Here is a 26599-nt window from a genome sequence, read left to right on the forward strand (position 1 = left end):
AAAATGGAAATAATTGGTATTTTTTTGGTTAAAATAATTTCATGTCAGATTCTATTAACTCTAGAGGAGAAACAAGTATATTTTCGCCTTCAGTTCATAATGCGGAGGATATTTCTGTTGCTCTAGTTAAGAATGCACAGAGATCGCGGTTATGCGGGTTGATTTCCTCAGTAGTTGGTGCTGTCATACTATTGATGATTGTCATTTTACAAATAGTTCCAGGAGCGCCTATAGCGTGTTCAATAGTCCTCGGAGTAGCTCTTTTAGCAAATGTAGTTTTATCAGCAGGTTTTCTTATCAACTACGTCAAAAATGTTAGAAAGATTTTAAATGAAATTTCTGAAGTCTCTACTGAGTTAACTAGTACTTTGTCTAATCTTTCCATGGATATGTTAAGTCGTATAAAGACCCTTAATTTAGGCAAAGTAAAGAAGTATAGTAAAAAATCTTTTGTTCACAAAAGTTCATTAGTAGAAAATCGATCGCGTTCTGTTCGTGAAAAAGCATTAGAAGGAGATACTTCGATCGTTTCGAGTACACCACGTGATGTTTCTAATGCAGAAACTTCAGATAATGATGCCTTGTCTGATTTAGCTAATACGATAGAAGCTCTCACTGCTCCGGAAGTCGATGATAATAGTCATTATCACGACTCTATCCAAAGTAAAATAGAAAAAGATGACCATGAAGCCGCTCTTGTTGCTGTAATAAATGTGGATAATAGTGATGAATCAGACTTTAGCAGTGATGAAAACATAGACCCCGCTCTCAATAATTTCCTTAACAACAAATTAAATTGCTGCGCTATTTATGCAGAGAAACAAGATGGGAAGAAATCGTCCATATTTGAGAGTAAGAACTATAAAAGTAAGCATAAGGATGTGTTGTCAGCAATTTCTTCTTTTTGTAAAGGAGTGACAAACTTAATAGAAAAGAAAAATGCAGGGCTTCCTTTAGTTTCTGGTACGGATGTCGCGAAACTATTCGTTCCCTTTGTTTCAAAATCCAGCCACCCAATCTTATCCCTTACTAGCAGTGGATCTCAAATCTTCAAAGTTGCAGATGGTGGGGGATATTGGTTGGCAGATATTTTACGTGATCCTCTAGCTAACCTACCCCCATTTGTTCATTTAATCAATCATATTAGGAATGTTATCCCCGACAATGTGAAGGGAGTACACAAAAGCGCGTATACTGCTGTTTTAATTTGTATAAACATGTTTTTATCTGGATGGTGTTTATCAAATCCTGATTTACGTAAGTCTATTGTCGCAGTAATTGCGCAAATGCCTGTTTCGGAGGCTGACAAAAGAACTGCTATGCTTATGTTAGATACGGGTAATGTTCTGTCTGCAATTATTACCCTGGTTCATCATGTATATCCAGAAGTTAATTCGTTACTAGAAGCCTCTCACACAGGCAAGCATAGGAAGAAAAATATATTGCAGTACGAAGCAATAGATCCGGAGAGGCTCCGTAGTTTCTCAGGCGCTGTTAGCAGCCAAGAAGCTTCACTAGAAGAAGACAATACTTTTGAGGAGGCTAGTCGCGTATTTAGTGAGCTTTCCAAGCAGGTGTCTAGTTCATTTTTAGGCGTTGTCACGTCTTTAGTTGGTGCATCTCGCAACCAAGATTCTCCAGCACGAAGCGCTGTAAAAGGTGTTAGAGATTTTTTAAAAGCACATCCTCCTGTAACAACAAGACGTATTTTAGATATGCTGAAAATTCTACATGATCAACAGGAACTACAAAAAGCAGTAAGCTCTAACTGTCCATCCAGCATGCGAGGAGATGTTCGAGATAGTTTATCGGGTATAATATCGAATATTATTTTAGGCGCATATCTTAGAGGATTGTTTACTCATGATCAAATCCGAGATTTGTCCACCACTTTAGGGGTTACTCCAGAAATTATCCAAGAAAAAGTTGAACGTAGAGAATTAGTTAAGATGTTGCTCCCTCATTTTTTCTAAAATGACGATATAAACAAGGCTTTCCTCGTTTTTTTCACCGATATTCTGTATAGTCTAGTTCCCGTTTGTGTCAATGGGGTGTTTTCCTCGTATATTGCTGAACCCTTTGGTGTTATATTTGTGTTTCAGAAAGAAAATAGTGTAATTTTCACACAAAATTTAACAAGAGAAGTAGGTGGCCATCTACTTCTAGATGGTGTTTCTTTTTCTTTGTGTCGTGGAGACATTTTAGGTGTCGTAGGTCATAGCGGTTCTGGTAAAAGTACTTTAGTTCGTTGCCTAGATTTTTTGGAATTCCCTACTTCTGGTTGTTTTAGGATAGACGAATTTCAATATCCCATAACACCACCACGATTCTCTCGTTCAAGCTTTGCTAAGAAAATAGCTTATATTTCTCAGAACTATGGTCTTTTCTCAGCGAAGACAGTTTTTGATAATATTGCTTACCCTTTAAGGATTCACTATCCAAAGATGGCATCTTTAGCTGTAAGTTGTCGTGTTATGGAGGTTTTAGAATCTTTAGATATGGAACACAAAAAGTATGCCTATCCTGGTAGTCTTAGTGGTGGGCAAAAACAGAAGGTGGCTATAGCTAGAGCTTTAGTTCTACAACCTTCTATTTTGTTGTGTGATGAGGTTACTTCTGCTCTTGATCCAAAATCAACAGAGGACATTATTTATAGGCTGAAGTCCTTGAATCAAGAAATGCAAGTGACACAGATAATTATTTCACACGAGATGGATGTAATTAGAGAGTTATGTTCCAAGGTTCTTGTTCTCAGCTCAGGGAAAAATATTGCATTTGGAGATACTAGTAAGGTCCTTTCCTCATTTTCTCAACATAGACAACGTGATTTTACTTGTGAAAATCTGACTCATCAATGAGGAGGAAATATGAATATACAAACTGCACATCTTGTCGCAAGAGAAGCACTAACGACTTTGTATATGGTCAGCTGTTCTTTTCTTTTTTCTAGTTTAATTGGGTGTGGACTGGGCTCGTTGTTATTTTACACGGCCCCTAATAGTTTGCGCCCTATGAAGTCTTTGCATAACTTTTTGGGCCTAATCTTAAGCGGGGTGACTTCCATTCCTTTTGCAATTTTGGTTGTTGTTTTATTTCCTATTACTCGTTGGGTTGTAGGGACTTCTTTAGGAGCAACAGCGTCAATAATTCCCTTAACTATAGGTGCTGTTCCCATAGTAACTGCTACAGTTCTAGAATCTTTGCGTTTAGCATCTTTAACTTGCTTAGATCCCGCAATATCTTTAGGAATTTCTGATTTTAAAATTATAAAGGATATTTTATTCCCCGAGATTGCTCCGAAATTAGTGTTCTCACTGCAAACCCTTGTAGCCCATCTCATTAGTTGTTCTACTTTGTCTGGCTTTGTTGGAGGAGGAGGACTGGGACAGGTTCTTTTACAGTACGGATATTATCGTTTTGATTTATCTATCACATTATCTGTGCTCGGAGTTACCCTAATTTTTATCGAGGCTTGTCGTTGTGTGAGTAATTTTTATGGCCGCAGAATTTTAAAAAACAGAGGTATTTTATGAGAAAAAAATTTTTTTCGATTTTTTTCTCTTTGTTAATACTTCTCACACAAGGGTGTCGAGATCAGTCAAATGTTATTACCATTGTAGCTAGCCCTAATCCACATGCCGAGCTTTTGTATGCCTTAACAAGAGAGGCAGATGAGTTAGGTTTAAAGTTGCGAATTATTCCTATAGATGATTACAGAGTACCTAACAGAATGCTGCTTGATAAGCAGATAGACGCGAATTATTTTCAACATCAAGAGTTTTTACAGGATGAAATTTCTCGTTACAAATGTTCTGAGGATGTGTCTGTATTGTTGGGTATTCATTTAGAACCCATGGGGCTATATTCTAGTAAATATTCTTCTCTTACAGATCTCCAGAATAGAGACCAGTTGATTATCGCAGTTCCTATTGACAGAACGAATGAAAAGCGTGCTTTAGATCTCCTAGTTACATCGCAACTTGTTTCTTATACAAAGTTGAGAGGAATAGACGTGACAGCTAAGGATGTTAAGGGATTTGAGGGGAAGAATGTAAAAATCGTAGAAATAGCCGCCCCACTACTTGTATCTTCTATGCCAGATGTTGATGCGGTCGTTATTCCTGGCAATTTTGCTATTTCTGCAGGCCTTTCTCCTAAAAATAATAGCTTAATGCTAGAGGATGTAGAAGGATCTTGTTATACGAACGTTGTAGTTGTTCGTAAGGAAGATATTGATAAAGAAAAAATCATAAAACTTAAAAAGTTGCTATCATCCAAGTTAGTAAGAGAGTTTTTTGAAGCGAATTACGGGGGAGATATCCTGGTCTCAAAAGGAGAAAATTTATATTTGAGATAACCTAAGTTTTTCTCCGAAAACTATTCCAAACGTGTGTTTGCTTTTTCGGTGTGTCTCTTATTATCATGTTCTAAACAATTATCAAAGGCTCGTTGACTTTTTTAGTTTCTACAGATATAAGGGCATCTTTCAATGCGAAGTTATAGTGACGACTTTCTTCGCATTTCTACTGGGAGATATATGTTTCGGCCTTTTCATCGGGGAGCATTTCTTAAGAAGCAAATTTGTAAGAAAACAGACTCTACAATTAAACATGCCAATCATTATCTTCCACAATATTTAAAATACATCAAGCGCATACTTTCGACTAAGCCTAAAGAAGTAATAGAAGCCTGGAACGAAATAATGGGAAGAGAGTATAATGGCATGTTTCGAGTTCTTGGTTTCAAGGATCGAGTTTTGCTAGTAAAAGTTTATAATTCTTCTCTATATGCTGTTTGGAAACAAACACCGCAAAGTAGCTTAATTGCTCGTTTGAACGAGATAGTTCCTCAAACTGAGGTTAAGGAAATACAGTTTTTGTTAGGATAATTTATGGACGCAAAAGAAAAAAATTACGATGCCTCAGCTATCACTGTTTTGGAAGGTCTTCAAGCAGTTCGTGAGCGTCCTGGAATGTATATTGGCGATACTGGTATTACTGGGCTTCATCATCTGGTTTATGAGGTCGTCGATAATAGTATTGACGAGGCAATGGCTGGGTTCTGTTCCGAAGTTCGTGTCAGAGTTTTAGAAGACGGAGGCATTACGATATCGGATAATGGGCGTGGAATCCCTATTCAGGTTCATCAGAAAGAGTCTTCTAAGCAGGGGAGAGACGTTTCGGCTTTGGAGGTGGTTCTCACTGTTTTACATGCCGGGGGTAAGTTCGACAAAGACAGTTACAAAGTGTCTGGAGGTCTCCATGGAGTAGGTGTCTCTTGTGTGAATGCTTTGTCGGAGAAATTGATTGCCAAGGTGTTTAAGGATAATCAAGCATATAGCATGGAATTTTCTCGTGGGGTTCCTCAAACTTCCCTAGAGAAGTTAGGTGTTACTGATAAACAAGGAACAGAGATTACCTTTTATCCTGATCCTAAAATCTTTTCTGTCTGTGTTTTTGATCGCACCATTCTCATAAAAAGATTACGGGAGTTGGCCTTCTTAAATCGCGGAATTACTATCGTTTTTGAAGATGACCGTGATGTTGGATTTGATAAAGTAGTCTTTTTCTATGAAGGGGGCATCCAATCATTCGTCAGTTATCTCAATCAGAACAAAGAAAGTTTATTTCCCGACCCAATTTACATTACAGGCGTAAGGCCAGGAGATGACGGAGATATTGAATTTGAAGCTGCTTTACAGTGGAATTCTGGATATTCTGAGTTAATCTATTCCTATGCGAATAATATTCCTACCAGACAAGGTGGAGCCCACCTCACAGGTTTTTCTACAGCATTAACACGCGTCTTAAACTCTTACATTAAAGCACATAATTTAGCTAAAAATGACAAACTTTCTCTAACAGGGGAAGATATTAGAGAGGGTTTAACAGCAGTTGTGTCAGTCAAAGTGCCTAATCCTCAGTTCGAGGGGCAAACCAAACAAAAACTCGGTAATAGTGACGTAGGATCCGTCGCTCAGCAAATTACAGGGGAGGTCTTAAGTACTTTTTTTGATGAAAATCCCCAAATAGCCAAGATGATTGTTGAGAAGGTTTTTGTTGCCGCTCAGGCTAGGGAAGCAGCGAAAAAAGCTAGAGAGTTAACCTTAAGAAAAAGCGCTTTAGATAGTGCACGACTACCAGGCAAGCTGATTGATTGTTTAGAAAAAGACCCAGAGAAATGCGAAATGTATATCGTTGAAGGAGATTCCGCTGGGGGGTCGGCTAAACAAGGTAGAGATCGTCGATTTCAAGCTATTCTTCCTATTCGTGGTAAGATTTTGAATGTTGAGAAGGCTCGTTTGCAGAAAATTTTTCAAAATCAAGAAATAGGCACGATTATAGCTGCATTAGGTTGTGGAATAGGAACTGATAATTTTAATTTAAGTAAGTTGCGTTATAAGCGTATAATTATCATGACAGATGCTGATGTTGACGGTTCTCATATTCGTACTCTTCTTCTTACTTTCTTTTATCGCCATATGACAGCTTTGATAGAAAATGAGTGTGTTTATATAGCGCAACCCCCTCTATACAAAGTAAGTAAAAGAAAGGATTTTCGTTATATTCTTTCTGAAAAGGAAATGGACCATTATCTCCTTACTTTGGGAATAGCAGAAAGCAAGGTTACTTTTGCTGCAACATGTCGAGAACTAGTTGGAGAAGCACTACAGAGTTTGATTGATTTGATTCTTGAAATAGAAAGCTTTATTATTGCTTTAGAAAACAAAGCTATACCTTTTTCTGAGTTTCTTGACATGTATGACTCAGTAAAAGGTTATCCTTTATATTACTGTATGCCTGAAAGCGGCAAACAAGGTGGGCGTTACCTTTACTCTTTAGAGGAAAAGGAGTCGGTTCTTTTAGAGGAGGCTAATGCTTCCAATCGTATTGTTGAACTATACAAAACTAACGTGTTTTCTGAGATTCAAAAACAACTTGAAGATTATGGATTAGATATTCGCAATTATCTTATTCCAAAAGGAGATGAAATTATTCTATCTAGTGAAGATTCTAAAACGCTTCCTTGCATTTGTTATACATTAAGAGAGGTGATTGATCAGCTTAAATCTTTAGGGAGAAAAGGGATAGAAATTCAAAGATATAAAGGGCTTGGAGAAATGAATGCTGATCAGCTTTGGGATACTACAATGAATCCAGAGCAAAGAACTCTGGTGCGCGTTTCCTTAAAAGATGCTGTCGAAGCTGATCATATATTTACAATGTTAATGGGTGAGGAAGTGCCTCCAAGAAGAGAGTTCATTGAAAGTCACGCTCTTTCTGTTAGGATGAATAATTTAGATATTTAGGAGACTAGAATTATTATGTTAAATAAAGAAGAAGTCATTGTCCCTAAAAATCTTGAAGAGGAAATGAAGGAAAGTTACCTTCGTTATTCCATGTCCGTCATTATTTCTAGGGCACTCCCAGATGTTCGCGATGGATTGAAGCCTTCTCAAAGACGTATTCTTTTTGCGATGAAGCAGTTAAATTTAACTCCGGGGGCTAAGCATCGTAAATGTGCTAAAATATGTGGTGATACTTCTGGAGATTACCATCCACATGGCGAAAGTGTTATTTATCCTACTCTAGTACGTATGGCTCAAAATTGGGCTATGCGTTACCCGCTAGTAGAAGGGCAAGGGAATTTTGGATCTATTGATGGTGATCCTGCAGCTGCTATGCGTTATACGGAAGCTCGTTTGACATATAGTGCTATTGCGTTGATGGAGGATTTGGATAAGGATACTGTGGACATGGTCTCCAACTATGACGAGACCAAACAAGAGCCAACTGTTTTCCCTTCTAAATTCCCTAACCTTCTTTGTAATGGGTCTTCAGGTATTGCTGTAGGAATGGCAACTAATATTCCTCCTCATAATCTTGGAGAACTTATAGAAGCAACTTTACTAGTCTTAGGCAATCCCTCTGTTTCCATAGAGGAGATAATGGAAGTAATGCCTGGGCCAGATTTCCCTACTGGTGGAATTATTTGTGGCTATGAAGGCATTCGTTCTACTTATCATACAGGTAGGGGAAAAATAAAAGTTCGAGCTCGCATGCACGTCGAAGAAAATGCAGACAAGCATCGTGAGAATATTATTATTACTGAAATGCCTTACAATGTGAATAAATCTCGGTTAATTGAGCAAATCGCAGATTTAGTAAATGATAAGACCTTGGCCGGGATTTCTGATGTCCGTGACGAATCTGATAAAGATGGGATTCGTGTTGTTTTAGAGTTGAAAAAAGGTGAATCCTCGGAGATTGTTATCAACCGTCTCTATAAGTTCACTGATGTTCAGGTTACTTTCGGAGCTAATATGTTGGCTCTGGATAAAAATCTTCCCAGAACGATGAGTATTCATAGAATGATTTCTGCTTGGATACGTCATCGTATGGATGTGATTCGTAGACGCACAAGATATGAGCTTAACAAAGCAGAGGCCAGAGCTCATATTTTAGAAGGCTTTTTAAAAGCTTTATCTTGTTTAGATGATGTCGTTAGAGTAATTCGTGGTAGCGAGAGTAAGGAGCATGCTAAACATCAGTTAGTAGAACTTTTCGGGTTTAGTGAATTTCAGGCTGTAGCTATTCTAGACTTACGTTTGTATCAATTAACTGGTCTTGAAGCTGAAAAGATTCAGAAAGAATATGAAGAATTGATTGCCAAAATTGCTTATTATAAACAAGTGTTGGCGGACGAGGGATTGGTAAAAAATATTATTCGTTCAGAACTTATCGATCTTCAAAAACATCACAAAACCCCACGAAGAACTACCATAGAGTTTGATGCTGAGGACATTCGAGATATAGAAGATATCATCAATGATGAATCAGTAATCATCACTATATCTGGAGATGATTACGTAAAGAGAATGCCTATAAAAGTGTTTAGAGAGCAGAGACGTGGTGGTCAGGGAGTGACTGGTTTCGACATGAAGAAAGGATCGGACTTCTTAAAGGCGGTTTATTCTGCATCTACTAAAGATTATTTGCTTATCTTTACGAATTTTGGCCAATGTTATTGGTTAAAGGTTTGGCAGCTCCCTGAAGGGGAACGACGAGCTAAAGGTAAACCGGTAATTAACTTTTTAGAAGGTATTCGTCCCGGAGAACAACTGGCTGCAGTCCTGAATGTAAAGAGTTTCGAGTCGGGTTTCCTGTTTTTAGCCACCAAAAAAGGAATTGTTAAGAAGGTTCCTTTAACAGCATTTAGTAACCCTAGAAAAAAGGGGATTCGTGCTCTAGAAATTGACAATGGAGACGAATTAATAGCAGCTTGCCGCATTACTAGTGATCAAGAAAGGGTCATGCTGTTTACAAAATTAGGCATGGCAGTACGTTTTGTTCATGATAAGGTTCGTCCTATGGGGAGGACTGCTCGTGGAGTTAGGGGGGTCTCATTAAAGAATGAGCACGACTGTGTAGTAAGTTGCCAGATAGTTACTGAGGACCAGTCAGTATTGGTGGTATGTGACAAAGGATTCGGGAAACGTTCTCAAGTCGAAGATTTTAGAGAAACTAATCGTGGTGGTGTCGGGGTGCGCTCTATTTTAATTAACGAGAGAAATGGAGACGTACTTGGAGCTGTTCCTGTTGTTGATCATGATAGTATCTTGTTGATGTCTGCTCAAGGCCAAGCAATTCGTATTAATATGCAAGACGTTCGGATTATGGGACGCTCTACACAAGGTGTACGATTAGTACACTTAAAGGATAGTGATGTTCTTGTGGCTATGGAAAAATTGTCTGGGGCCAATGATAATGATGATCAGATTACCAAAGAAATTACAGAGGAAAATGTAGCACCTTCCCGGTGATGTTTGGGAAATAGAGGAAAATTACATGCTTTAAACCTCTATTTTCCTCTAAGATGATATGTGTGTTAAATAGTAGAAAATAACATGTTTATAGTGATAGAAGGAGGAGAGGGGGCTGGGAAGAGTTCTTTAGCCTTGGCTTTAGAATCGAGATTGTCCATTGAAGGTAAAGAGGTAGTTTGGACAAGAGAACCCGGCGGGACTCCTTTCGGTGAGAGTCTCCGATCTTTAATACTCTCCTCGTCTATATCTACGTATACAGAGTTGTTTTTATTTTTAGCATCCCGTTCCCAACATATTCATGAAAAGATTGCTCCTGCTGTAGCTTCTGGAAAGATTGTGATATGTGAGCGATTCCATGATTCGACTATCGTTTATCAAGGCTTAGCTAGTGGGCTAGGGGTCGAGTATGTTGCTAATTTCTGTTATCAAGTGGTCGGTGTTCACCCCTTTCTCCCGGATCTGACTATTCTTTTAGATCTTCCTCCTGAAGAAGGGTTATTGAGAAAATGTAAACAGAAATCACTAGATAGGTTCGAAGAACGTTCGTTAGAATATCATCGGAGGATTCGTGAAGGTTTTTTATCTCTTGCGCTTCGTGATCCTGAGCGGCACTTAGTTCTCGATGCTACTAGGCCTTTGGAGAAATCCATATCTGAAGTTATGGCGCGTATATCAGCATTATGCAACTAAATGACTTTTGTCTGTCAGATCCCTGGGACGCTATTGTTTCCTTAGTAAATACGGGAAAAATTCCTTCTGCTATCCTTTTACAAGGAGGCTCTTTAACTTTATTGCAGGATAGAGCTTATGGGCTGGCGTCTTCTATTATTTTACTCGATTCACCAGAAAGTGAGTATAAAGTTAGGCATAAAATTCATCCCGATATTTATGAATATTTTCCCTCTGGCAAAGGTAAACTTCATTCTATAGATGTTCCGAGAGAAATTAGGAGAAAAATTTGGATTCAACCTTATGAAAGCAATTATAAGGTTTATCTGATTCACGAAGCAGATAGAATGACTTTATCAGCAATGTCTGCTTTCTTGAAAACTCTTGAAGATCCCCCTAATCATGGTGTGATCATTATGACCTCTAATAATTCGAAACGTCTTCCAGCTACAATAAGATCAAGAGTATTTGCAATAACGCTTCAGGAAAAAGATAATATAGAGATATCCAAGCAAGATATTGAGTACCTTTTTTCTTTAATTTCGGGTGCTCTTACGCCAGTTCAATCTGGACAAATCGTAAAAGGAAATTCAGAGTCCGACAAGCAACTATTGCGTGAAAAAGCAAAGTCACTTATCGAGTCTCTTGTCTATTTACTGCGCGATCGCTTTATACTTTCTTTAAACTCAACAGAACTCTCGTTGTATTATCCGGATTATAAGCACCTCATCATGGATCTCCCCATCATTCCTTTAGAAAAGATAGTCATGATAGCGAGTCACGCAAATCAAGCCTTAGAGAACTCCTCTTCAGCTTCTGGTTGCATAGAGTGGGTTACTCTTCAAGTTATGTCATTAAAAAATCAAACACCTTAACCCTAATCTTTTTTAAACCATATAGGAACTTTTTTACACATTTTCTGTGTCATTTGGAGAGGGATCTCATGTCCTCCAATAAAAGGAACAAATTCTCCGCATAACTGAGAACTCAATAATGTAAAAAGTGAATCTCCAAGGTAATAAGGGAGGATTTGATCTTGATGTCCGTGGCTTTGTATGAAAGGAGTTTGAGCGCAATTCTGTACTAAGGTGTCCCAGTATTTTTTTAAGATAAGGGCACCAGAGCAAATAATTGCCCCACAGTAAGCTGATGGAGATGATAAAATTAAATGCGTGGTTATCATAGCACCTTGACTAAAGCCCCCAATAATGATTTCGGATTTATTTCGACCTAAATCAGAGATCATATTTTCTAAAGCCTCTCTTGGTCTGTTGAAATCAACATCAAATAATTCTTGATACTGCTGACGAGTTCGCTCATTAATTTGCGAAGTATTGATTAATTCGTGGAATAAAGGCACATTCAGTGGGAACCATGCATAACCTGATCCTAAATCGCTAGGAAGTTTTTCAATGCCTTGTGGAAATATCCAAGTTGGGCGTAGCCCTGAAAAGTTACATGTATTTGGGAAAAAAGTGAGATTATCAGCACTAGATCCATAGCCGTGGCAGAAAATAATAATCGGGGCATCAGAATCTCCAGGGCATTCGATAACATCAACACCTGAATAGTTTTTATGAAAAAAAGAATATTCCATGTAGAAAGCTCAACATTTTATAAGTAATAACAAAAGCTACATTTATCTTTATTAGATATCAACTCTTTGTTGTGCAACTGATTAAGGGGATTAAATTTTTGAAAGACTAGGAATTCTATTCTGTGTAGACTGGTTGCCTGTGTTATAGAACAGTTATTATGTATATAGATCTGAGAAAGGCAATAAATTATTTGAATTCAGGAAAAATTGCAGCTTTCCCTACTGAAACAGTCTATGGACTTGGAATTTCTATTCGTTTTTCAGAGTTTCAAGATCAACTGTATGCCATTAAATCACGAGAAAAAACGAAGCAATTAGTCATATATGTAAACTCTATACAAGAAATGCAGGACATTGCTTGTTCCGAGTTGTCTCCTAAATCTATCAAATTAGCAGATACATTTCTCCCAGGTCCTTTAACTTTAGTTATTCAGCATAACAATCCTAATTTTATTGAAAAAACTATAGGATTTCGTATTTCTTCCCACCCTGTTGTAAGGGAGCTAATTAATAATGTGGGCCCTTTATTAGGAACATCGGCGAATATTTCTAATTTCCCTCCGGCCATTACTTATGCAGAAGTACAACAAGATTTCCTCGATAAAGATATAGCTATTCTTTCTGGTACATGTGACTTTGGACTAGAAACGACAGTTGTTGATCCTGAAAATTTAAAAATTTATCGAGAAGGCTTGGTACCTTGTTCACAATTAGAAAATATTTTCGGGGCATCGTTTAAAATAGAGCAAACTAGTACTAAAAAACCGTGGCAGATTTATTCTTTCAAAACTCTAAAGTTATTACATCAGTTTGTAGAACAATATTCTTTTCCCTACGGATTGATTGTTGAGAATCCTAGCCCATCCAATTTTTATCCCTCTTTGAGAAAAGTTATGTCTACCAAAGAGAAGACAGTCTTATTTGTTTATGATCCGATAACTTCTCTTTATCCGGAGATGGCTCCTTATCTTGTCCCATATCTCGTTAATATATAGTGGAATATATGATTATAGACTTGCATTGCGACATGTTATCTCACAAAACATTTTCTGATCATGACAATGCTGTACGCTGTTCTCCTAGGCAATTGATAAAAGGAGGAGTTCGCAAGCAGGTATGTGCGATATTTTCTGAAAATAGCGAATCTTTGGCAGATGCAAGAAAACAGAATTCTCTTTTTCTTTCATTGCCCACAATAAATCCACGAATAAAACACATAACTGTGGATAATTCTAATTACGATGAAGATAGTTTATATATTATTCGCGGCATTGAAAATGCTTCAGGATTAGGAAATGATTCGGCTCCTTTAAAAATTTTATTAGAGGAGTTAGCAAATCTGATGAAATCAGGACCCATTGCTTATTTAGGATTGGTATGGAATGGAAGAAACCGTTTTGGGGGAGGAGTTTTCGAACCTTATCGGTTGACATCAGACGGCAAAATTCTTTTAGAAGTGATGTCAGAATTTGGTATACCTGTAGATTTGAGTCATTGTTGTGATAAATTAGCTGATGATATTTTAGATTATACTTTGGACAAGTTGCCAAATATGCCTATTCTCGCCAGTCATTCTAATTTTCGTAGCGTACAAAATATTCCTAGGAATCTTCCTGATGCTCATGCTGTAGAAATAGCGAGGAGAGGAGGGGTTATAGGAATAAACATAGTTAACTATTTTGTCGGAGAAAAACTAGAAGACTTGCATTTGCATCTTGAATCAGCAGAAAGGATGGGTATTCTCCCCAATATCGTTTTGGGGACGGATTTTTTTTATACTAAAGAAAATAAATTTTTCCCTAATTGTCAGTCTGCTGAAAACTATCCTAATATCCTGGATGTGTTATGTAGCTACCTAGAAAAGGCGGAGAGAATCGATGCAGTACTATTTCGGACTGCTGAAAATTACTTAGATCAAGTTTTGTCGTTACAAAAAATAAGTGAAAAATCATTTAAGGAATATAGTTCTTAGGTGAATAAATAGATCAAGATTCTTTTTGATTGCTAGTGTCTTCTTGATTTGATTTCTCTGGGCGTGTATTGCTTAACAAGTTCCTAATTTTCTCAGACCAACCCCTGCTACTCACTGGAGTTGAAGGATTGTCATTTTGTTCTTTTCCGGAAGGAGTACTGGAGGTGTTGGCACTAGCCTTTTGTAATTCCACATTCTGTTGATAACCGGACGACTTATTTAGTTGAGAAGAGGGAAGGGCTCTACTTCCTGTATCTTCGTGTGAGGACGGGATTTCTGCCGGTTGCTCTTCTACTTGTTGCCTAGCTTCTTTTAATGCACTGAAAAGTTGAGCTCTTTCTCTTTCATAATCACTCGCTAATTCAGAAAGTTGTTCAGAATATCTAAGAGCACTTTGGACAACACGGTGCTGTAAAGAAAGGTTTTCTGATTCTAATGATTTTACCTTGTTTTGTAACTCCCCGACTTGTTGATTTAATACTTCAGCTTGTGAAAGGGATAACTCTTTTTCTCTTAATAGTTCTTCAATTTTAGATTTTGTATTTGCAAGTTCGTCCTCTGAAGTTTGTATTTTTACATTTAGTTCGGATATTTTAGATTCGGCTTGAGTTAGATCGGTTTGTAAATTTGTTAATTCCTCACCTTTACTTTCTATAGCAGAACGTAATGCCAAAGTATTGGAAGCAAGATGCGATAGATCTTTGGTTTCACCCCGCATTCCACGAAATATACAAATAGAAGCGCCAAAAGACAATAAACTGGTCCCGAGTACTAGTGAGATAGTTCCTAGACTCATTGAAATTACCAAAGGTAACCCCAGCCCACTTAGTGTGAGTAGCAAAATTCCAGACACAGTCAGGATCACGCCAATAGTTATTAGGGTAATAGTAGCAGCTCTGTGATCAACATAAGAACTAGTACATAACTTGTTTAAGTAAGACAATTTAGCTGCGGCATCCGTATCCGGTGTGCTTGGTATACTTTGCGTCATATTAAAAGCATTGATTCGAGATTTGTTTTCTTTTTATAATAATTTACTATTTAAAATATTAAAAAAATAGTAAAAGAAAATAAGCGTCTCACGATTGTAAAAATGATTTAACAATTCAATGCGCATTAAGTTTTAAATATACTTTCTAACCCCATGATGTTGAGTGCTTTTAAAGCTTAAAAAGACTTCTTAACACACCTCTTTATACAAGAGATAAAAATTGCGACTACCCACAAAGCTTCACTGTTGGGTATCAGTCTTGGGTAGGATCATTTAAAATATAGGGCCGTGGTGGCCCATGGTTTATGTGGATTATTGATTCGACGTGCCGCCTGTACTCTCGTCGTCTTCGATGAAAGGATTGTCTACTGCAAGGGCCGTGCTATCAGAGAGCGCGTTTAATATGCTTGAGGAAAGTTGCGATATTTGTGCTTGAATTTTTGACAATAGGGATGGAACCCCTTCTTGTTGTCGTTCGTCTAAACATTTTTCTAAAGCGGCTGTTTTAGCAAGTTCAGCACGGTATTTCATCTGTAGTGAAGAAAGAGCATCCGAAGATGAATGCAGATCGGTTGACAAGTTAATGGCTCGTTTCTCTAAATGTCTGATTTTTCTTAGTTTGTCTTCTTCTTTTTTGTCTGTCATTAATTGTTCATGTTGTCTTACGTATTCTCTTAATACACCTCTGGCATTTAGATTGTAGATTTTAAGGCCGGAGATGCCCAAAGTAAACAAGCCGGTTCCTAGCATAGTGAGGGTAATGCTTAATCCGGGAATAGGAATGGATAGATTTAGAAATTCAGTAGTAATCCCCACAATTATGCAGCTTATCCCTAAAATAATCCTGGCAACAGAAGATAGTATCTTAGAGTAATTGATACTTTCTTCATCTTTACATGCAGGTAAGATAGTTTCGTATAATGTGGAAGTTGCATTAGAAGGAGAGAAATTTTGATTGAGATCTTTGGTCTGAAGTTTTCCTAAGCTTCTTTTGGCTTCTAAACAATTTTCTCTCCATAGATTTGCTTGTCGGCACATAATTAACAGTGAGTAAGTAATAGCAGAAAACCCAATAACAAATGCTAGGGTAGCACAAGAAAAAACTGTTATAGTATTTAGTCCTATAGGGAGAGTAGCAAGCGCTATGCCAGACACTAGAACCAATATGCCAGATACCGTGCCAGAAATTGCAGCACAAAAAATTCTCTTTTCGTTGCTCAGAAAATCAGTATTTTTCGTGAACTTGCAAGGGAATTGCTCATTACTATTTAATTTCATTAGTGAAGGTGAGAACATGTGATTCTATAATTTTTTATACTATTCACAAGAAATTCTATTCTTATTTTGATAATAGTAAAGAATTTATTGATTTTTCCAGGCCCGTTTTTCCCGATAGGAACGCTTCTTTGATTTCTCTGTGGTTGATTCCTAAAAGTATTTTCGTTCAGCATATTGAATAAAAATTTGCAAGATGGTAGCACACTTACTTAAATTTTTTTGTTGCAAGTTTAGATAGGCAATGTATGCGGATAAGTCATTTAAATCAGCTGTTCGGTATTAAATACTTAGCTTTTTCTTTAATTTTTTTGTTGGCTTCCACAATCTTCGCACTATCTTTCTCCGAGATATCAGGTAAGCTGTCAATCTCGAGAATATGTTTCATAACATCATTTGGAATTTGTGCATTTTTTTGTGCTAGAAGTTTGGGAATTATTATTAATCAAGTAATTGATATTAATTTTGATAAGAAGAATCCTAGAACGTCATCTAGAGTTTTACCAATGCAACTAGTGTCTATAAGATTTGCTAAAATTACGGCCCTAGCTTCTAGCGTACTATTTTTAGTGTTTGGCTGTTTATTGAGTACTAGTTGCGGAATTATTGCCGCGATTTCTATTTTTGTAATGTTCGTCTATCCTTACACGAAACGCTACTCATATGTTTCTCACTGGATTTTAGGATTGGTCTATTATCTAGCAATAATCATGAATTTTTCTGCTTTAAGTACGGAACAATTATCATTTAGATTATTTTTGGTCGCATCCTTATGGGGGATTACATCAGCTTTGATTATAGCTGCCAATGATATTATTTATGCTATTGACGATATAAATTTCGATGTTCAAGAAGGACTTTATAGTATTCCAGCAAGATTTGGGAAAAACATAGCTATTACCGTTGCTACAGTTTCTTTGTCCTTATCATTGATTTCTTACCTAAGTATAGGCTGGCTAGCGTGTTTAGGCATCCCGTTTTATCTATCTAGCATATTTCCTATTTTTTCTATTTTTTCTACTATTCATAAGTATCATAGTGTTCGCAAGGAAGATGCCTACTCTTGTTTTTTTTGGAGTAATATTCGAATTGCGTTATCTTTTCTTAGTAGCATGATTATAATAGCTGCTTCTAATTATTTTTTTTGATCACTATGAAACGCTATGTAGTTGGAATATCGGGAGCTTCAGGAGTTGTTTTAGCTGTTAAGTTAGTCAAACATCTTGCAGTTTTGGGACACCATGTCGATGTTATCATATCACCTGCAGCTATGAAGACTCTGTACTATGAAATGGGAGAGTCTTCATTTATATCTTTAATTCCTAAAGAGTCTCACAAACATGTCGTTACACATAGTATCAAGGCCATAGAAAGCCCACTGGCTTCTGGCTCTTATCATGTAGAAGGAACCATAATTGTTCCTTGTAGCATGGCCACCGTGGCCGCACTATCTATAGGCCTTGGTGATAATCTTTTACGTCGAGTGGCTGATGTTGCTTTGAAAGAACGTAGGAAGCTTATTTTAGTCCCTAGGGAGGCTCCCTTACATTCTATACACCTAGAAAATCTACTCAAGCTTAGTCAAAATGGAGCAATTATATTTCCGCCTATGCCTATGTGGTACTTTACTCCAAAAACAGTGGAAGAGGTTACCGATCAGCTAGTAGGTAAAATGCTCTCTTTATTAGGAATAGATAATACTTTAGCAAAAGTATGGCAACTGCCTAGTTAGTGCGTCGCCCATTAATCACTTCGTGAAGATTTTCAATAGCAATAAATGCATTGGGATCTTCTCTGTGAACGATTTCTTTTAATTGGGACAACTGTAAACGTTCCACTACGATGTACAACATATTACGTTGCTCCCCGGAGTATCCTCCCTCAGCATGGATGTAAGTTAACCCTACGCCAAGGCTATCCATAAGCATATGACCCAGCTTTCTAGGAGAAGACGTAATAATAGTGACGGACTTAGTATCTTCAAGGCCGAGAATTACCATATCCATTACCTTGGTTGCAATGCCATAGGTTAGAAATGACACGAAAGCTGTGTGCCAATTTCTATAAACGATGCCTGCTAGAGCAAAGATAAAAAAGTTAACAAAAAGGATAACCTGGCCAACAGTGTAACCTTTCTTTTTGTTAATGATGATGCCTAAAATTTCAGTGCCATCGGTAGACCCCCCGTGGCGAATAATTAAGCCGCAACCGACGCCGATAATTGCTCCACCTAAAATCACGGTTTCCATCTCTGAGCCCTTGAAGACGAAAGGACTAAATCCGAGCCAGCTTGGAAGTATATCTATCAGCCAAAGAGCACAAGAAAAAATAATCACAGCCGTCATCATTTGGATGACGAAATATTTTCCAATTTGCTTGAAGGCAAGAATAACAAACGGCAAATTGAAAAAAACCAGACAGAACGGAAGGTACTTGTGACCCAAAAAATGAGAGGCTACGATAGATAAACCAACAATTCCTCCATCAATTAACTCATTTGGGACTAGGACCATTTGGACTCCACAAGCAGCGAGAAAGCCACCCAAAATGAACCAGCTCAAAGTTTTGGAGAAATACAGAGGGAAACTAAACTTCGTTAAACGAGTGCCATGAGACATGCGCGATAGACCTCTGGATGAAAGTTCGCGAGAGACGGGGCTTGAACCCGCAACTTCCGCCTTGACAGGGCGGTGCTCTAACCAATTGAACTACTCCCGCAGGATGGACGCGACAGGATTTGAACCTATGACCCCCTGTGTGTAAGACAGGTGCTCTAACCGCTGAGCTACGCATCCAAACAAGACTAGGAAAGAGAACTTACCAGAAGAAATAGTTTAATTACAACTATTTTCATTCGACATATCTTGATTTTTAGAGTTTTCCTAGAAGGACATAAGAAATTTTCTGTTGAGATAAGTTTTTAGGACTAGTTTTCTCGGTATTTATGGCTTCACAGGCCCAGTCAAACAGGGGAGAATTATACATCCGATAATTCAGAATCTTTCTCAGCATTGAAAAATTCGCTAAAGGCAACCCGTGCTTCCTGAAAATCAGATTCTCCCATAACAGCTAATGGAGAATTTCTAACGAATAGCGGGGCTACACTAATATAATTGTCTAGTAAAGAGAGGTATTCTTCAGACGGTTGGCCATCTACTCTAGTCCTACAATCGTGAAGAGAAAAGAACTGTTTCTTTCCTTCTGTGCTTACTAATCGTGGAAAACTTGTGGCAAATTCGTTTCCGGTTGCTACCAAGCGTAATCCTTTCCAAGGTTCTTCCCTATTGCTAGCTGGGAAATTAACATTTAAACCAATAACGCATGGGAAAGGAGAAGAAGTTATATAGAGAGATAAGGATTTCAGTATTTCGGGAGCAGCTGTTTCTTGAAAAAAAGAGATGTGTTGGTCTTGAGACAGAGCGAGAGCAGGAATTCCAAACAAGATGGCCTCTGTAGCAGCTCCGACAGTACCTGAATAAAAAATATTTCTTCCAGCATTAGTGCCATGATTAATGCCGGAAATGACTAAGTCAGGCAAATCACTGTTAAACAAATTTCCTAAAGCCAGCTTCATACAATCTACAGGAGAGCCTGAAACCACCCATGCACCATGCACTTTTTGATGATAGTGATACGGCTCTATTGAAACAGGATGAGAATAAGAAAACGACATGCTCGTTCCTGACTGTTGGCTACTTGGGGCAACGATGTAAATATCAGCAAAATCTGCTTGTAAAAGCGAGGAGACCAAAAGATCCATACCCTTTGCAGCAATTCCATCATCGTTCGTTAATAGCAATTTCAGTCTTCTGTTCATTTCATCTTCCTGTAAATAAAACTACACAATAACTAAATTTATTAGATAAATCTACATTTTAATCTAACTAGTTTTAACTCTATTAGATTTTGAAGACCCATGCTGTTCAACAGCCAAAGCAATATTATGTCTAGCTTGGGGAAAAATCTCCTCTAAGGTTTTTAAAGCTTCTTCTGTTTTCGTTCTTAGTGAAACTACTGGGCAACGACATGTAACTCGTGCAAACCCACTCTCTTTAGCAAATTTGCGAATTAGAAATTCTGGAGTAAATATAAGAGGGCGTAAGATAGTAGTGTTAAAGTATACCATTTCAACAACCGGTAACATTCCTGCAAATTCTGCTTTGTGCAGCAGGTTCATTAAAGTTGTTTGAATTAGATCATCTCGATGATGACCAAAAGCAATTGCAGACGCTCCGATTTCTTGTGCTGCTTTAAATAGAAGCCGCCTTCTAACTTGAGAACACGAATAGCATTCGGGAGTTTCTGGATTATAGGGAGATGGGACGGATGTAAAGGGGACACGAATTTTATTGCAGATGTTTTGAAGATATTGCTGGCTGATTTCTGCTCCACATGAATATTTTCCTCCAATGTTGATTGCGTGCAAGTCTAACTCTGGGAAACCCCGTCCTGATATTGCCTTCAGCATGAGCAGTAAGGTAAGACTATCCTTCCCACCACTAAGAGCAATCACGATCTTGTTATGTTTGTCTAACATATGGTGGGTATACAGTGCTTTTCGAATCAAGCTCTCGATTCTCTTCCCAGATTTAGTCCAGGGAGGTTGTAAATGCAGTGTAGACATGAAGAAATACTGAGTAATTAAAGTTAGGCGCAGCTTGTCTTACAACTTCAAGATTGACATAGTTGGTGAGTGCAAAGTTGTAATTGGTTTTTATTTTCCTGTTATTTAAAGTTTATTTCAACAGCTTTGTTTTTAGAAGGTTGGCATGTCTAAAAAGATAAATAGAAACGATCCTTGTCCATGTGGTTCAAACAAAAAGTATAAGCAGTGTTGTTTAAAAAAAGAGTCTGCATTAGCGCGTTATACTCCGGAAGGTAAATTTAAATTTTCTGCGGAAGTATTGTCTCCCGACACCATCGGGAAGGCAGGTGGTGGTTGTGTAAAATTATTTCAGCGTCTTTCAGATTCTTTGGCAACGGAACAAAAGCAAGCTGTTAATCGTCATCATGTAACTAAAACGAAAGAACCTATTGGGAAGAAAGCTTTGCGTAAAGCGCAAGCTAAGGAAGACCGGATAGTTTCAGAGAAATTGAATCAACACAACTTTCAATTTCTGGATACCGATCTCACTAAACTTCCCGAACAATCTAGTGTAGAAGGTGCTGATGAGACGGATTTTGTTCCTGAAACGTTTGTACTTACTGAAAAAGATTATCGTGTTTCAGAAAAAGAAGATTCTCACTTGGAAGAAAATAACTAATCACGTATAAGTGAATGTCTTATCGGGAACGGTTTCTTGTTTATAGAAGCGAAGTAGTTCTTGTTTTGCTGGAGTAGCTCAATTGGCAGAGCATTCGATTTGTAATCGAACGGTTGAGGGTTCAAGTCCTTTCTCCAGCATTTTTCTTTTTGGGGGTGTCGCATAGCGGTCAATTGCATCGGACTGTAAATCCGACTCCTTACGGATACGTTGGTTCAAATCCAGCCACCCCCAAAATTTTTTCTCTATGCACTTCCTTTTGTAATTTGTTTTTGGTTGTTAGTTAATTTATTGCCATTAATCTATTTTTAAATTTTATTAAAAATAAAAAAATAGATTAACAAGTAATGTCTAGTTCTAGTTCTAATAATACAAATAATAACGATTGTTATTTTGAAATTAATTCTCATGTTGAAGGAGATCTTGTAGTTGGCAACGTCTTAACTAATGATATTTCCGGCAGTACCATTAGTAGTGCAAATAGTTTTAGAGTAAATAGTAATGTGACTGCTAGTGATCAAAATAGAGGAAAAATCACGGTGGAGGGAGAAACAGCAGCCACAAGTTACGCCATAGATACTACATCAACTACTGCATCTGTCGGAATTAATTTTAATAACAATCGTTTGAGCAATGTTGCTCAACCTAAAGATGACTGCAATCCAGTCCCTGCAAACTACATTCGTTCTCCAGAATATTTCTTTTGTTCTCTAAATGGGAATGAAAGTATGAACATACAAGCAGGACAGCCAATTCCTATTTTAGGTCCTGGACGTTTGACATATCAATCACAAAACGCTCTTTCGTGTTTTAGGTTTGTTGATATGTTTATCAGTGGAAGCAATAGCAGTAAAACTACCAATGTGAGCTATCCAGGGAATAATGCTGTTCAGCTTCTTCGCCCAGGAATCTACATGATTGATTATGGTATTACCAAAAGATGGGGATGGAATAACGGCTGGGGAGGAGAGGTTATTTTAAGAGATGGTAGGGATACATGTTATGCCAAGAACACTATTTATAGTGGTGGGGGTTATGCTACTCAAGGTTGTGTAAATACAGCAGTTACTATTGATCAAGCTCCAACAACATTGTTTGGAGATCTCGCGACCGATAACGACAAAAAATGTGTCTTTCAAGCTGTCTTATATAATAATGACGCTGGCCTGTCTTCTTTTTATTTCGGAATAATTTTTTACCCCCAAGACAAGGTAGCAACACATGCAGAATGATAATCAAATTTCTCCCCAATTTAATAACAATAATGATCCATCAGAAATGACTTCTGGTGTAAAAGATCAAAATTTTTATCTAAAAAACTCAACTCTAGAAGTTAGTGAAGACTTAATAATAGGAGATTTATTAAAAGCTGATAATTTGACTGTTACCAATGATGTAACTGTTAACCCCGACCTTTTTGTTGGTGGAAATGTGTCTGGTGGAACAACGACTTTGCATAATTTGACTCTGAATGGTGATTTTTCTATCACCAGTGCTGCTAATGGTGCTATATCTGAAATAAATAATATATCCGATCCTCAATCTCCTAGAGACGCTTTAACTTTTGGATACTATAAGAAAACTTCCCTACAAGCGTACAATTGTATGTTAGGTTATGCTGCACAACAGTGGTTTGCAGAGAAAAGTGATTTAACATTTAAAACGTTTTCTTCTAAAGATGATGAAACTTTCACGCCGTTGTACCAGAACTGCTTTACGGTTGAATCTACTAGAATAATCTTAAAAAGACCTGGGATTTATCAGGTTGCTTATCAGGTTACTAGAAATTGGGGAGGTCATTATGGAGACAATTTGCCCAGTTTATATTTAAGGCTAAATTCTATGGGGTCGCCGACAGTATTGTGTTCCACAGATACTCGTGGACAATATGCTGGAGATTATACGAGCGTATCTTTGTATGCCATCTTTTCTCTGCCTATAACCACTACAAATAACCCCTATCTCACAGTAAATACAACATATGAGATTACAAGGATTTTATCGAATATCAGTGTAATTTGGTTCCCTTTTAGTAACGTGTATTCGGAGATGGATTAGTTATGGAAGAACTAACAGAAAAAAATATAGAAACCTCTGCGGAAGAAAATTCTAAAACTAATGTTTCTTTCCCTACTTTTGTGAGATTTAATCTCGAATCTCAAGGATTAAGTGAAGAAAATAAAAAGAAGGCTATTTCAGTAACGGGCAGTATTTCTTCTGAAAATACTGTAGTAACAAATTTAACGATAAGTGCGGGTGGGCTTAAATGTAATCAAGATTTGATGGTTGGAGGATCTATCACTTCCAAGTGTAGTATAGGGGATACCAATAATTTTTATGGCCGGGTCAATTTATCAAATCATACCGTAACCTATTCTAAAACGACTGCTAATGCTCCTTATAACATTAAAGTTAACAAAAATGTTAACTACACAGAAATTACTACAAAACAAAATCAACAGTATGTTCCTTACGGATATTATAAGTTAGCATCTCCTAAAACATCCATGTATTCAGCATTATCGGGAGGAGATGTGGGTAGTGGTGATGCCGGGGGAAGGGATTGGTGGTTTCCTTGGGACCGGTTTGGCTGCCAAACAGCACAAAATATTAATGTTAGCAGTTGTGGGGGAGTTAACTTAAATCCGAATAATTGTGTTAATATAACTGGCCAATGGAAAAATCAACTAGCATTTACAGCTTCTTCAACAGAACCTAAACTATTTCGGGTAGGCCTGTGTTTGGAGAAGCATGGTGGGTGGTTGGATAACGGAACTGGGGGCGAGTGCGTCTTGTATGCCAAAACAAATAGTGGAGTAGTAAAGCGTTTGCAGGGGACAACTTGTGCGGGAACTAGTTACTACAGATCTCGTCCTATGCAATTATTAGCAAGCACTTATTACGCGACTGAAAGTGGGTTCTTTTATTTTGCTAGTTTACAATACTCGTTTCGAGTGGCTTCTTTTGCTTGGAATGTAGTCCAGCTTCCTTTTTGTGATTTTTAATTTCACAAACAATCTTTCGCCTAGTTAGAATTATCTTCTGGGCGAATTTGTCTTCTTGTTTTTCTAAAAGTTGTTTGTCATCTGTTTTGTATTGTATTTTGAATTTCAAATTTATGTTATGTAAATCAAAATCGTTTTTTAAAAATGAACTAGAAGGGAAGCTTCTTTATTTTTTCATGTGATGTATTAATCAAATAGTCCTAACTTTCCTTGATTCTTTTTGAAAATAAATATAACATTGTGACCTGTTTATCATTTCTTCATAAGGATTCGTTCATGGCTAGCAAGAATCGTGAGATCATTAAGTTGAAAAGCACTGAAAGCTCTGATATGTATTGGACCGTGAAAAACAAGAGAAAAACAACCGGTCGACTAGAACTTAAAAAGTATGATAGAAAGTTGCGTAGGCATGTAATATTTAAGGAAGCAAAGTAAGCTGCGTACGCTGACCTGCTTGCTTCTTTTTTTAAGTTGTTTGAGTGGGTTATGAGGTTAGAATTTCTAGTAGCCTGTAAGTACTTGATACCTAGGAAAGACAGGCTGTCTTCTACGATAGTTTCCTTGTTTTCTGTTTGTATCGTTTCTCTTGTTGTCTGGTTGTCGATAGTTTTCATTTCGGTAATCCATGGTTTGGAACAACGTTGGATTCGTGACCTCGCCCAGCTTCACTCCCCTGTGAAGGTTGTCCCCTCTGACGAATATTATAGTTCTTACTATTATCAGATAGATCGTCACGCTGACTCTTCTCACTATAGTTTGAAAACTATAGGAGAAAAGTTGGTTTCTTCTGTTGTGGATCCGTATGATCCTGAAGTTGATTATTCCCTGCCTGATAACTTTCCTATTCCCGATAGGGATCAAAGTGGTATGTTAAGGGACCCAGTAAAGGTTGCCGTACATGCTCTTAATCCTTTATTTGAACAGAAACAAATAGAGATGTTAGAGTTTGAAGAAGGGTTCGGATATATTAAGATGGATCGTGTAGTTAGTGCACGCAAGGCAGAACCTAGGTCACTTTCGCAATTCATAGCATATACTTCTGATGTTATTTACGAAAATCGGGTTCTTCCTTATGAGAAGACAGATTATTCCTCAGACATTTTAAATCCTTTTAATGCTTCGAAAGAAGGTTGGAAACAGGATTTTACGTATTTACAGAACCATTATAGAGGAGCTTCAGTAATTCTTCCGATGGTTTATCGAGATCAAGGTTATCGGGTGGGGGATTCTGGCAGTATTAGTATTTTTTCTCCCGAACGTCAGGAGGAGGTCAAATATCCTATCTATGTGATTGGTTTTTATAATCCAGGATTATCTCCTTTAGGAGGTAAGACAATATTTATTGATATGGACTTAGCTTCTATTATTCGTGCTGAATCCAGTGGATTGGGTATGAATAATGGGTTCCATGTTTTGTTTTCTGATACCAAACAAATCACAAAAATTAAGCAACAAATTGACAGTGCCCTAGATGCTTTAAATATCCATAAGTACTGGGAAGTATCTTCTTTATATGATTCAGAGAGTTTTAGGCCCATACTGGACCAATTACGTAGTGACCAAGTTTTGTTCTTACTGATATCGGGAATCATTTTGTGCGTGGCATGTTCAAACATTGTTACCATGTCAGTTCTGTTAGTCAATAATAAGAAAAAGGAAATAGGTATTCTCAAGGCGATGGGCGCATCTTCCACAAGTTTAAAAATAATTTTTGGATTGTGCGGGGCAGTTTCCGGTGCCTTAGGTGTGGTTATAGGAAGTTTATTCGCAGTTATTACTTTAAAAAATCTTCCAGTAATTATTAAGACATTGAATTATTTGCAAGGAAGAGAAGCGTTTCATGCTAGTTTTTTCGGCCAAACTCTTCCACAAGATCTTCATATTCCGACTTTAATTACTTTAGGAATAGGAACATTAGCTTTATCTGCTATCTCTGGAATGTTGCCAGCTAGACAAGTGTCTAAGATGCATGTTTCTCAAATTCTAAAATCGGAGTAGGC

At 37.5% G+C, this 26599-nt stretch carries 25 protein-coding genes and 4 tRNA genes; 21 read left to right on the forward strand and 8 right to left on the reverse strand.

The window, feature by feature from the left end; genetic code table 11:
• The first annotated feature begins 41 nt into the window (after positions 1–41).
• The 9 genes from H359_RS02615 (at position 42) to H359_RS02655 (ending at position 11370) form a co-directional block, all read left to right on the forward strand.
• A complete protein-coding gene (locus H359_RS02615) occupies positions 42–1973 on the forward strand; it encodes a CT214 family putative inclusion membrane protein (RefSeq protein WP_021119570.1) in 1932 nt (643 codons plus the stop codon).
• Positions 1974–2093: 120 nt separating this feature from the next.
• Entirely contained in the window at positions 2094–2858 is a 765-nt protein-coding gene (locus H359_RS02620; RefSeq protein WP_020370126.1) for an ATP-binding cassette domain-containing protein, read from the forward strand.
• 9 nt (positions 2859–2867) lie between these two features.
• Positions 2868–3533 carry an ABC transporter permease subunit gene (locus tag H359_RS02625; protein ID WP_020370127.1) on the forward strand — a complete coding sequence of 222 codons (666 nt, stop codon included), beginning with the start codon at positions 2868–2870 and terminating at the stop codon, positions 3531–3533.
• Complete coding sequence (locus H359_RS02630; RefSeq protein WP_020370128.1) at positions 3530–4357, forward strand: MetQ/NlpA family ABC transporter substrate-binding protein; 828 nt, start codon at positions 3530–3532, stop codon at positions 4355–4357. Before H359_RS02625 ends, H359_RS02630 begins: the two co-directional genes overlap by 4 nt.
• Positions 4358–4537: 180 nt before the next feature.
• Positions 4538–4888 carry a DUF721 domain-containing protein gene (locus tag H359_RS02635; protein WP_020370129.1) on the forward strand — a complete coding sequence of 117 codons (351 nt, stop codon included), beginning with the start codon at positions 4538–4540 and terminating at the stop codon, positions 4886–4888.
• 3 nt (positions 4889–4891) lie between these two features.
• Complete coding sequence (gene gyrB, locus H359_RS02640; protein WP_020370130.1) at positions 4892–7309, forward strand: DNA topoisomerase (ATP-hydrolyzing) subunit B; 2418 nt, start codon at positions 4892–4894, stop codon at positions 7307–7309.
• Positions 7310–7324: 15 nt separating this feature from the next.
• Entirely contained in the window at positions 7325–9823 is a 2499-nt protein-coding gene (gyrA, locus tag H359_RS02645; protein WP_020370131.1) for a DNA topoisomerase (ATP-hydrolyzing) subunit A, read from the forward strand.
• Between the two features lie 84 nt (positions 9824–9907).
• Positions 9908–10516, forward strand: coding sequence for a dTMP kinase (gene tmk, locus H359_RS02650; RefSeq protein ID WP_020370132.1), 609 nt, complete (start codon positions 9908–9910; stop codon positions 10514–10516).
• Complete coding sequence (locus H359_RS02655; protein WP_020370133.1) at positions 10507–11370, forward strand: DNA polymerase III, delta subunit; 864 nt, start codon at positions 10507–10509, stop codon at positions 11368–11370. Before tmk ends, H359_RS02655 begins: the two co-directional genes overlap by 10 nt.
• Before the next feature lie 2 nt (positions 11371–11372).
• Here the strand turns inward: H359_RS02655 and H359_RS02660 are convergent, their stop codons facing one another.
• Positions 11373–12092 carry an alpha/beta hydrolase family protein gene (locus H359_RS02660; RefSeq protein ID WP_020370134.1) on the reverse strand — a complete coding sequence of 240 codons (720 nt, stop codon included), beginning with the start codon at positions 12090–12092 and terminating at the stop codon, positions 11373–11375.
• Between the two features lie 158 nt (positions 12093–12250).
• On the opposite strand from H359_RS02660, the gene H359_RS02665 reads away from it, so the two are divergent.
• Together H359_RS02665 and H359_RS02670 are read left to right on the forward strand one after the other, a co-directional pair.
• Entirely contained in the window at positions 12251–13087 is an 837-nt protein-coding gene (locus H359_RS02665; protein WP_035392017.1) for an L-threonylcarbamoyladenylate synthase, read from the forward strand.
• Positions 13088–13095: 8 nt separating this feature from the next.
• Complete coding sequence (locus H359_RS02670) at positions 13096–14064, forward strand: dipeptidase (protein WP_020370136.1); 969 nt, start codon at positions 13096–13098, stop codon at positions 14062–14064.
• 13 nt (positions 14065–14077) lie between these two features.
• On the opposite strand, the gene H359_RS02675 is transcribed toward H359_RS02670, so the two are convergent.
• A complete protein-coding gene (locus H359_RS02675; protein WP_020370137.1) occupies positions 14078–15055 on the reverse strand; it encodes an IncA family protein in 978 nt (325 codons plus the stop codon).
• A gap of 312 nt (positions 15056–15367) precedes the next feature.
• Positions 15368–16351, reverse strand: a complete 984-nt coding sequence (locus tag H359_RS02680) for a hypothetical protein (RefSeq protein WP_020370138.1) — start codon at positions 16349–16351, stop codon at positions 15368–15370.
• A gap of 227 nt (positions 16352–16578) precedes the next feature.
• On the opposite strand from H359_RS02680, the gene H359_RS02690 reads away from it, so the two are divergent.
• On the forward strand, positions 16579–17478 hold the full coding sequence (locus tag H359_RS02690; RefSeq protein ID WP_035392024.1) for a UbiA-like polyprenyltransferase: 900 nt from the start codon (positions 16579–16581) through the stop codon (positions 17476–17478).
• A gap of 5 nt (positions 17479–17483) precedes the next feature.
• Positions 17484–18062, forward strand: a complete 579-nt coding sequence (locus tag H359_RS02695; protein ID WP_020370141.1) for a flavin prenyltransferase UbiX — start codon at positions 17484–17486, stop codon at positions 18060–18062.
• Here the strand turns inward: H359_RS02695 and H359_RS02700 are convergent.
• The 5 genes from H359_RS02700 to H359_RS02720 form a co-directional block, all read right to left on the reverse strand.
• The gene (locus H359_RS02700) at positions 18055–18948 is read right to left on the reverse strand and encodes a YitT family protein (protein ID WP_020370142.1); all 894 of its coding nucleotides are present in this window, start codon (positions 18946–18948) and stop codon (positions 18055–18057) included. The genes H359_RS02695 and H359_RS02700 overlap by 8 nt on opposite strands.
• 26 nt (positions 18949–18974) lie before the next feature.
• A tRNA-Asp gene (locus H359_RS02705) sits at positions 18975–19048 on the reverse strand.
• Positions 19049–19052: 4 nt separating this feature from the next.
• Positions 19053–19125, reverse strand: a tRNA-Val gene (locus H359_RS02710).
• A gap of 182 nt (positions 19126–19307) precedes the next feature.
• A complete protein-coding gene (gene surE / locus H359_RS02715) occupies positions 19308–20147 on the reverse strand; it encodes a 5'/3'-nucleotidase SurE (RefSeq protein WP_020370144.1) in 840 nt (279 codons plus the stop codon).
• 63 nt (positions 20148–20210) lie between these two features.
• Positions 20211–20954: a tRNA 2-thiocytidine biosynthesis TtcA family protein gene (locus H359_RS02720; RefSeq protein ID WP_020370145.1), complete on the reverse strand. Its 744-nt coding sequence runs from the start codon at positions 20952–20954 to the stop codon at positions 20211–20213.
• A 145-nt stretch (positions 20955–21099) separates the two neighbouring features.
• Here H359_RS02720 and H359_RS02725 point away from each other — a divergent pair, with 145 nt between their 5' ends.
• The 8 genes from H359_RS02725 to H359_RS02760 all read left to right on the forward strand — a co-directional run bounded on the left by H359_RS02725 (position 21100) and on the right by H359_RS02760 (position 26597).
• A complete protein-coding gene (locus H359_RS02725) occupies positions 21100–21594 on the forward strand; it encodes an SEC-C metal-binding domain-containing protein (RefSeq protein WP_020370146.1) in 495 nt (164 codons plus the stop codon).
• 67 nt (positions 21595–21661) lie between these two features.
• A tRNA-Thr gene (locus H359_RS02730) sits at positions 21662–21734 on the forward strand.
• 11 nt (positions 21735–21745) lie between these two features.
• Positions 21746–21828 (forward strand) — tRNA-Tyr (locus H359_RS02735).
• A 113-nt stretch (positions 21829–21941) separates the two neighbouring features.
• Positions 21942–22826, forward strand: coding sequence for a hypothetical protein (locus H359_RS02740; protein ID WP_020370147.1), 885 nt, complete (start codon positions 21942–21944; stop codon positions 22824–22826).
• Entirely contained in the window at positions 22816–23652 is an 837-nt protein-coding gene (locus H359_RS02745) for a hypothetical protein (protein ID WP_020370148.1), read from the forward strand. Before H359_RS02740 ends, H359_RS02745 begins: the two co-directional genes overlap by 11 nt.
• 2 nt (positions 23653–23654) lie before the next feature.
• On the forward strand, positions 23655–24599 hold the full coding sequence (locus tag H359_RS02750) for a hypothetical protein (protein ID WP_020370149.1): 945 nt from the start codon (positions 23655–23657) through the stop codon (positions 24597–24599).
• Positions 24600–24875: 276 nt separating this feature from the next.
• Positions 24876–25034, forward strand: coding sequence for a 50S ribosomal protein L33 (gene rpmG, locus H359_RS02755; protein WP_020370150.1), 159 nt, complete (start codon positions 24876–24878; stop codon positions 25032–25034).
• 51 nt (positions 25035–25085) lie between these two features.
• Positions 25086–26597, forward strand: coding sequence for an ABC transporter permease (locus H359_RS02760; RefSeq protein WP_020370151.1), 1512 nt, complete (start codon positions 25086–25088; stop codon positions 26595–26597).
• Positions 26598–26599 lie beyond the last annotated feature (2 nt).

It is taken from the genome of Chlamydia ibidis 10-1398/6, assembly GCF_000454725.1.
Classification (GTDB): Bacteria; Chlamydiota; Chlamydiia; order Chlamydiales; family Chlamydiaceae; genus Chlamydia; species Chlamydia ibidis.

What these genes read in the sequence shown, in the direction of transcription:
- H359_RS02615 (WP_021119570.1), top strand. Translation starts at nt 42, where the DNA reads ATGTCAGATTCTATTAACTCTAGAGGAGAAACAAGTATATTTTCGCCT.
- H359_RS02625 (WP_020370127.1), top strand. Translation starts at nt 2,868, where the DNA reads ATGAATATACAAACTGCACATCTTGTCGCAAGAGAAGCACTAACGACT.
- H359_RS02630 (WP_020370128.1), top strand. Translation starts at nt 3,530, where the DNA reads ATGAGAAAAAAATTTTTTTCGATTTTTTTCTCTTTGTTAATACTTCTC.
- H359_RS02635 (WP_020370129.1), top strand. Translation starts at nt 4,538, where the DNA reads ATGTTTCGGCCTTTTCATCGGGGAGCATTTCTTAAGAAGCAAATTTGT.
- gyrB (WP_020370130.1), top strand. Translation starts at nt 4,892, where the DNA reads ATGGACGCAAAAGAAAAAAATTACGATGCCTCAGCTATCACTGTTTTG.
- gyrA (WP_020370131.1), top strand. Translation starts at nt 7,325, where the DNA reads ATGTTAAATAAAGAAGAAGTCATTGTCCCTAAAAATCTTGAAGAGGAA.
- tmk (WP_020370132.1), top strand. Translation starts at nt 9,908, where the DNA reads ATGTTTATAGTGATAGAAGGAGGAGAGGGGGCTGGGAAGAGTTCTTTA.
- H359_RS02655 (WP_020370133.1), top strand. Translation starts at nt 10,507, where the DNA reads ATGCAACTAAATGACTTTTGTCTGTCAGATCCCTGGGACGCTATTGTT.
- H359_RS02660 (WP_020370134.1), bottom strand. Translation starts at nt 12,092, where the DNA reads ATGGAATATTCTTTTTTTCATAAAAACTATTCAGGTGTTGATGTTATC.
- H359_RS02665 (WP_035392017.1), top strand. Translation starts at nt 12,251, where the DNA reads ATGTATATAGATCTGAGAAAGGCAATAAATTATTTGAATTCAGGAAAA.
- H359_RS02670 (WP_020370136.1), top strand. Translation starts at nt 13,096, where the DNA reads ATGATTATAGACTTGCATTGCGACATGTTATCTCACAAAACATTTTCT.
- H359_RS02675 (WP_020370137.1), bottom strand. Translation starts at nt 15,055, where the DNA reads ATGACGCAAAGTATACCAAGCACACCGGATACGGATGCCGCAGCTAAA.
- H359_RS02680 (WP_020370138.1), bottom strand. Translation starts at nt 16,351, where the DNA reads ATGTTCTCACCTTCACTAATGAAATTAAATAGTAATGAGCAATTCCCT.
- H359_RS02690 (WP_035392024.1), top strand. Translation starts at nt 16,579, where the DNA reads ATGCGGATAAGTCATTTAAATCAGCTGTTCGGTATTAAATACTTAGCT.
- H359_RS02695 (WP_020370141.1), top strand. Translation starts at nt 17,484, where the DNA reads ATGAAACGCTATGTAGTTGGAATATCGGGAGCTTCAGGAGTTGTTTTA.
- H359_RS02700 (WP_020370142.1), bottom strand. Translation starts at nt 18,948, where the DNA reads ATGTCTCATGGCACTCGTTTAACGAAGTTTAGTTTCCCTCTGTATTTC.
- surE (WP_020370144.1), bottom strand. Translation starts at nt 20,147, where the DNA reads ATGAACAGAAGACTGAAATTGCTATTAACGAACGATGATGGAATTGCT.
- H359_RS02720 (WP_020370145.1), bottom strand. Translation starts at nt 20,954, where the DNA reads ATGTCTACACTGCATTTACAACCTCCCTGGACTAAATCTGGGAAGAGA.
- H359_RS02725 (WP_020370146.1), top strand. Translation starts at nt 21,100, where the DNA reads ATGTCTAAAAAGATAAATAGAAACGATCCTTGTCCATGTGGTTCAAAC.
- H359_RS02740 (WP_020370147.1), top strand. Translation starts at nt 21,942, where the DNA reads ATGTCTAGTTCTAGTTCTAATAATACAAATAATAACGATTGTTATTTT.
- H359_RS02745 (WP_020370148.1), top strand. Translation starts at nt 22,816, where the DNA reads ATGCAGAATGATAATCAAATTTCTCCCCAATTTAATAACAATAATGAT.
- H359_RS02750 (WP_020370149.1), top strand. Translation starts at nt 23,655, where the DNA reads ATGGAAGAACTAACAGAAAAAAATATAGAAACCTCTGCGGAAGAAAAT.
- rpmG (WP_020370150.1), top strand. Translation starts at nt 24,876, where the DNA reads ATGGCTAGCAAGAATCGTGAGATCATTAAGTTGAAAAGCACTGAAAGC.
- H359_RS02760 (WP_020370151.1), top strand. Translation starts at nt 25,086, where the DNA reads ATGAGGTTAGAATTTCTAGTAGCCTGTAAGTACTTGATACCTAGGAAA.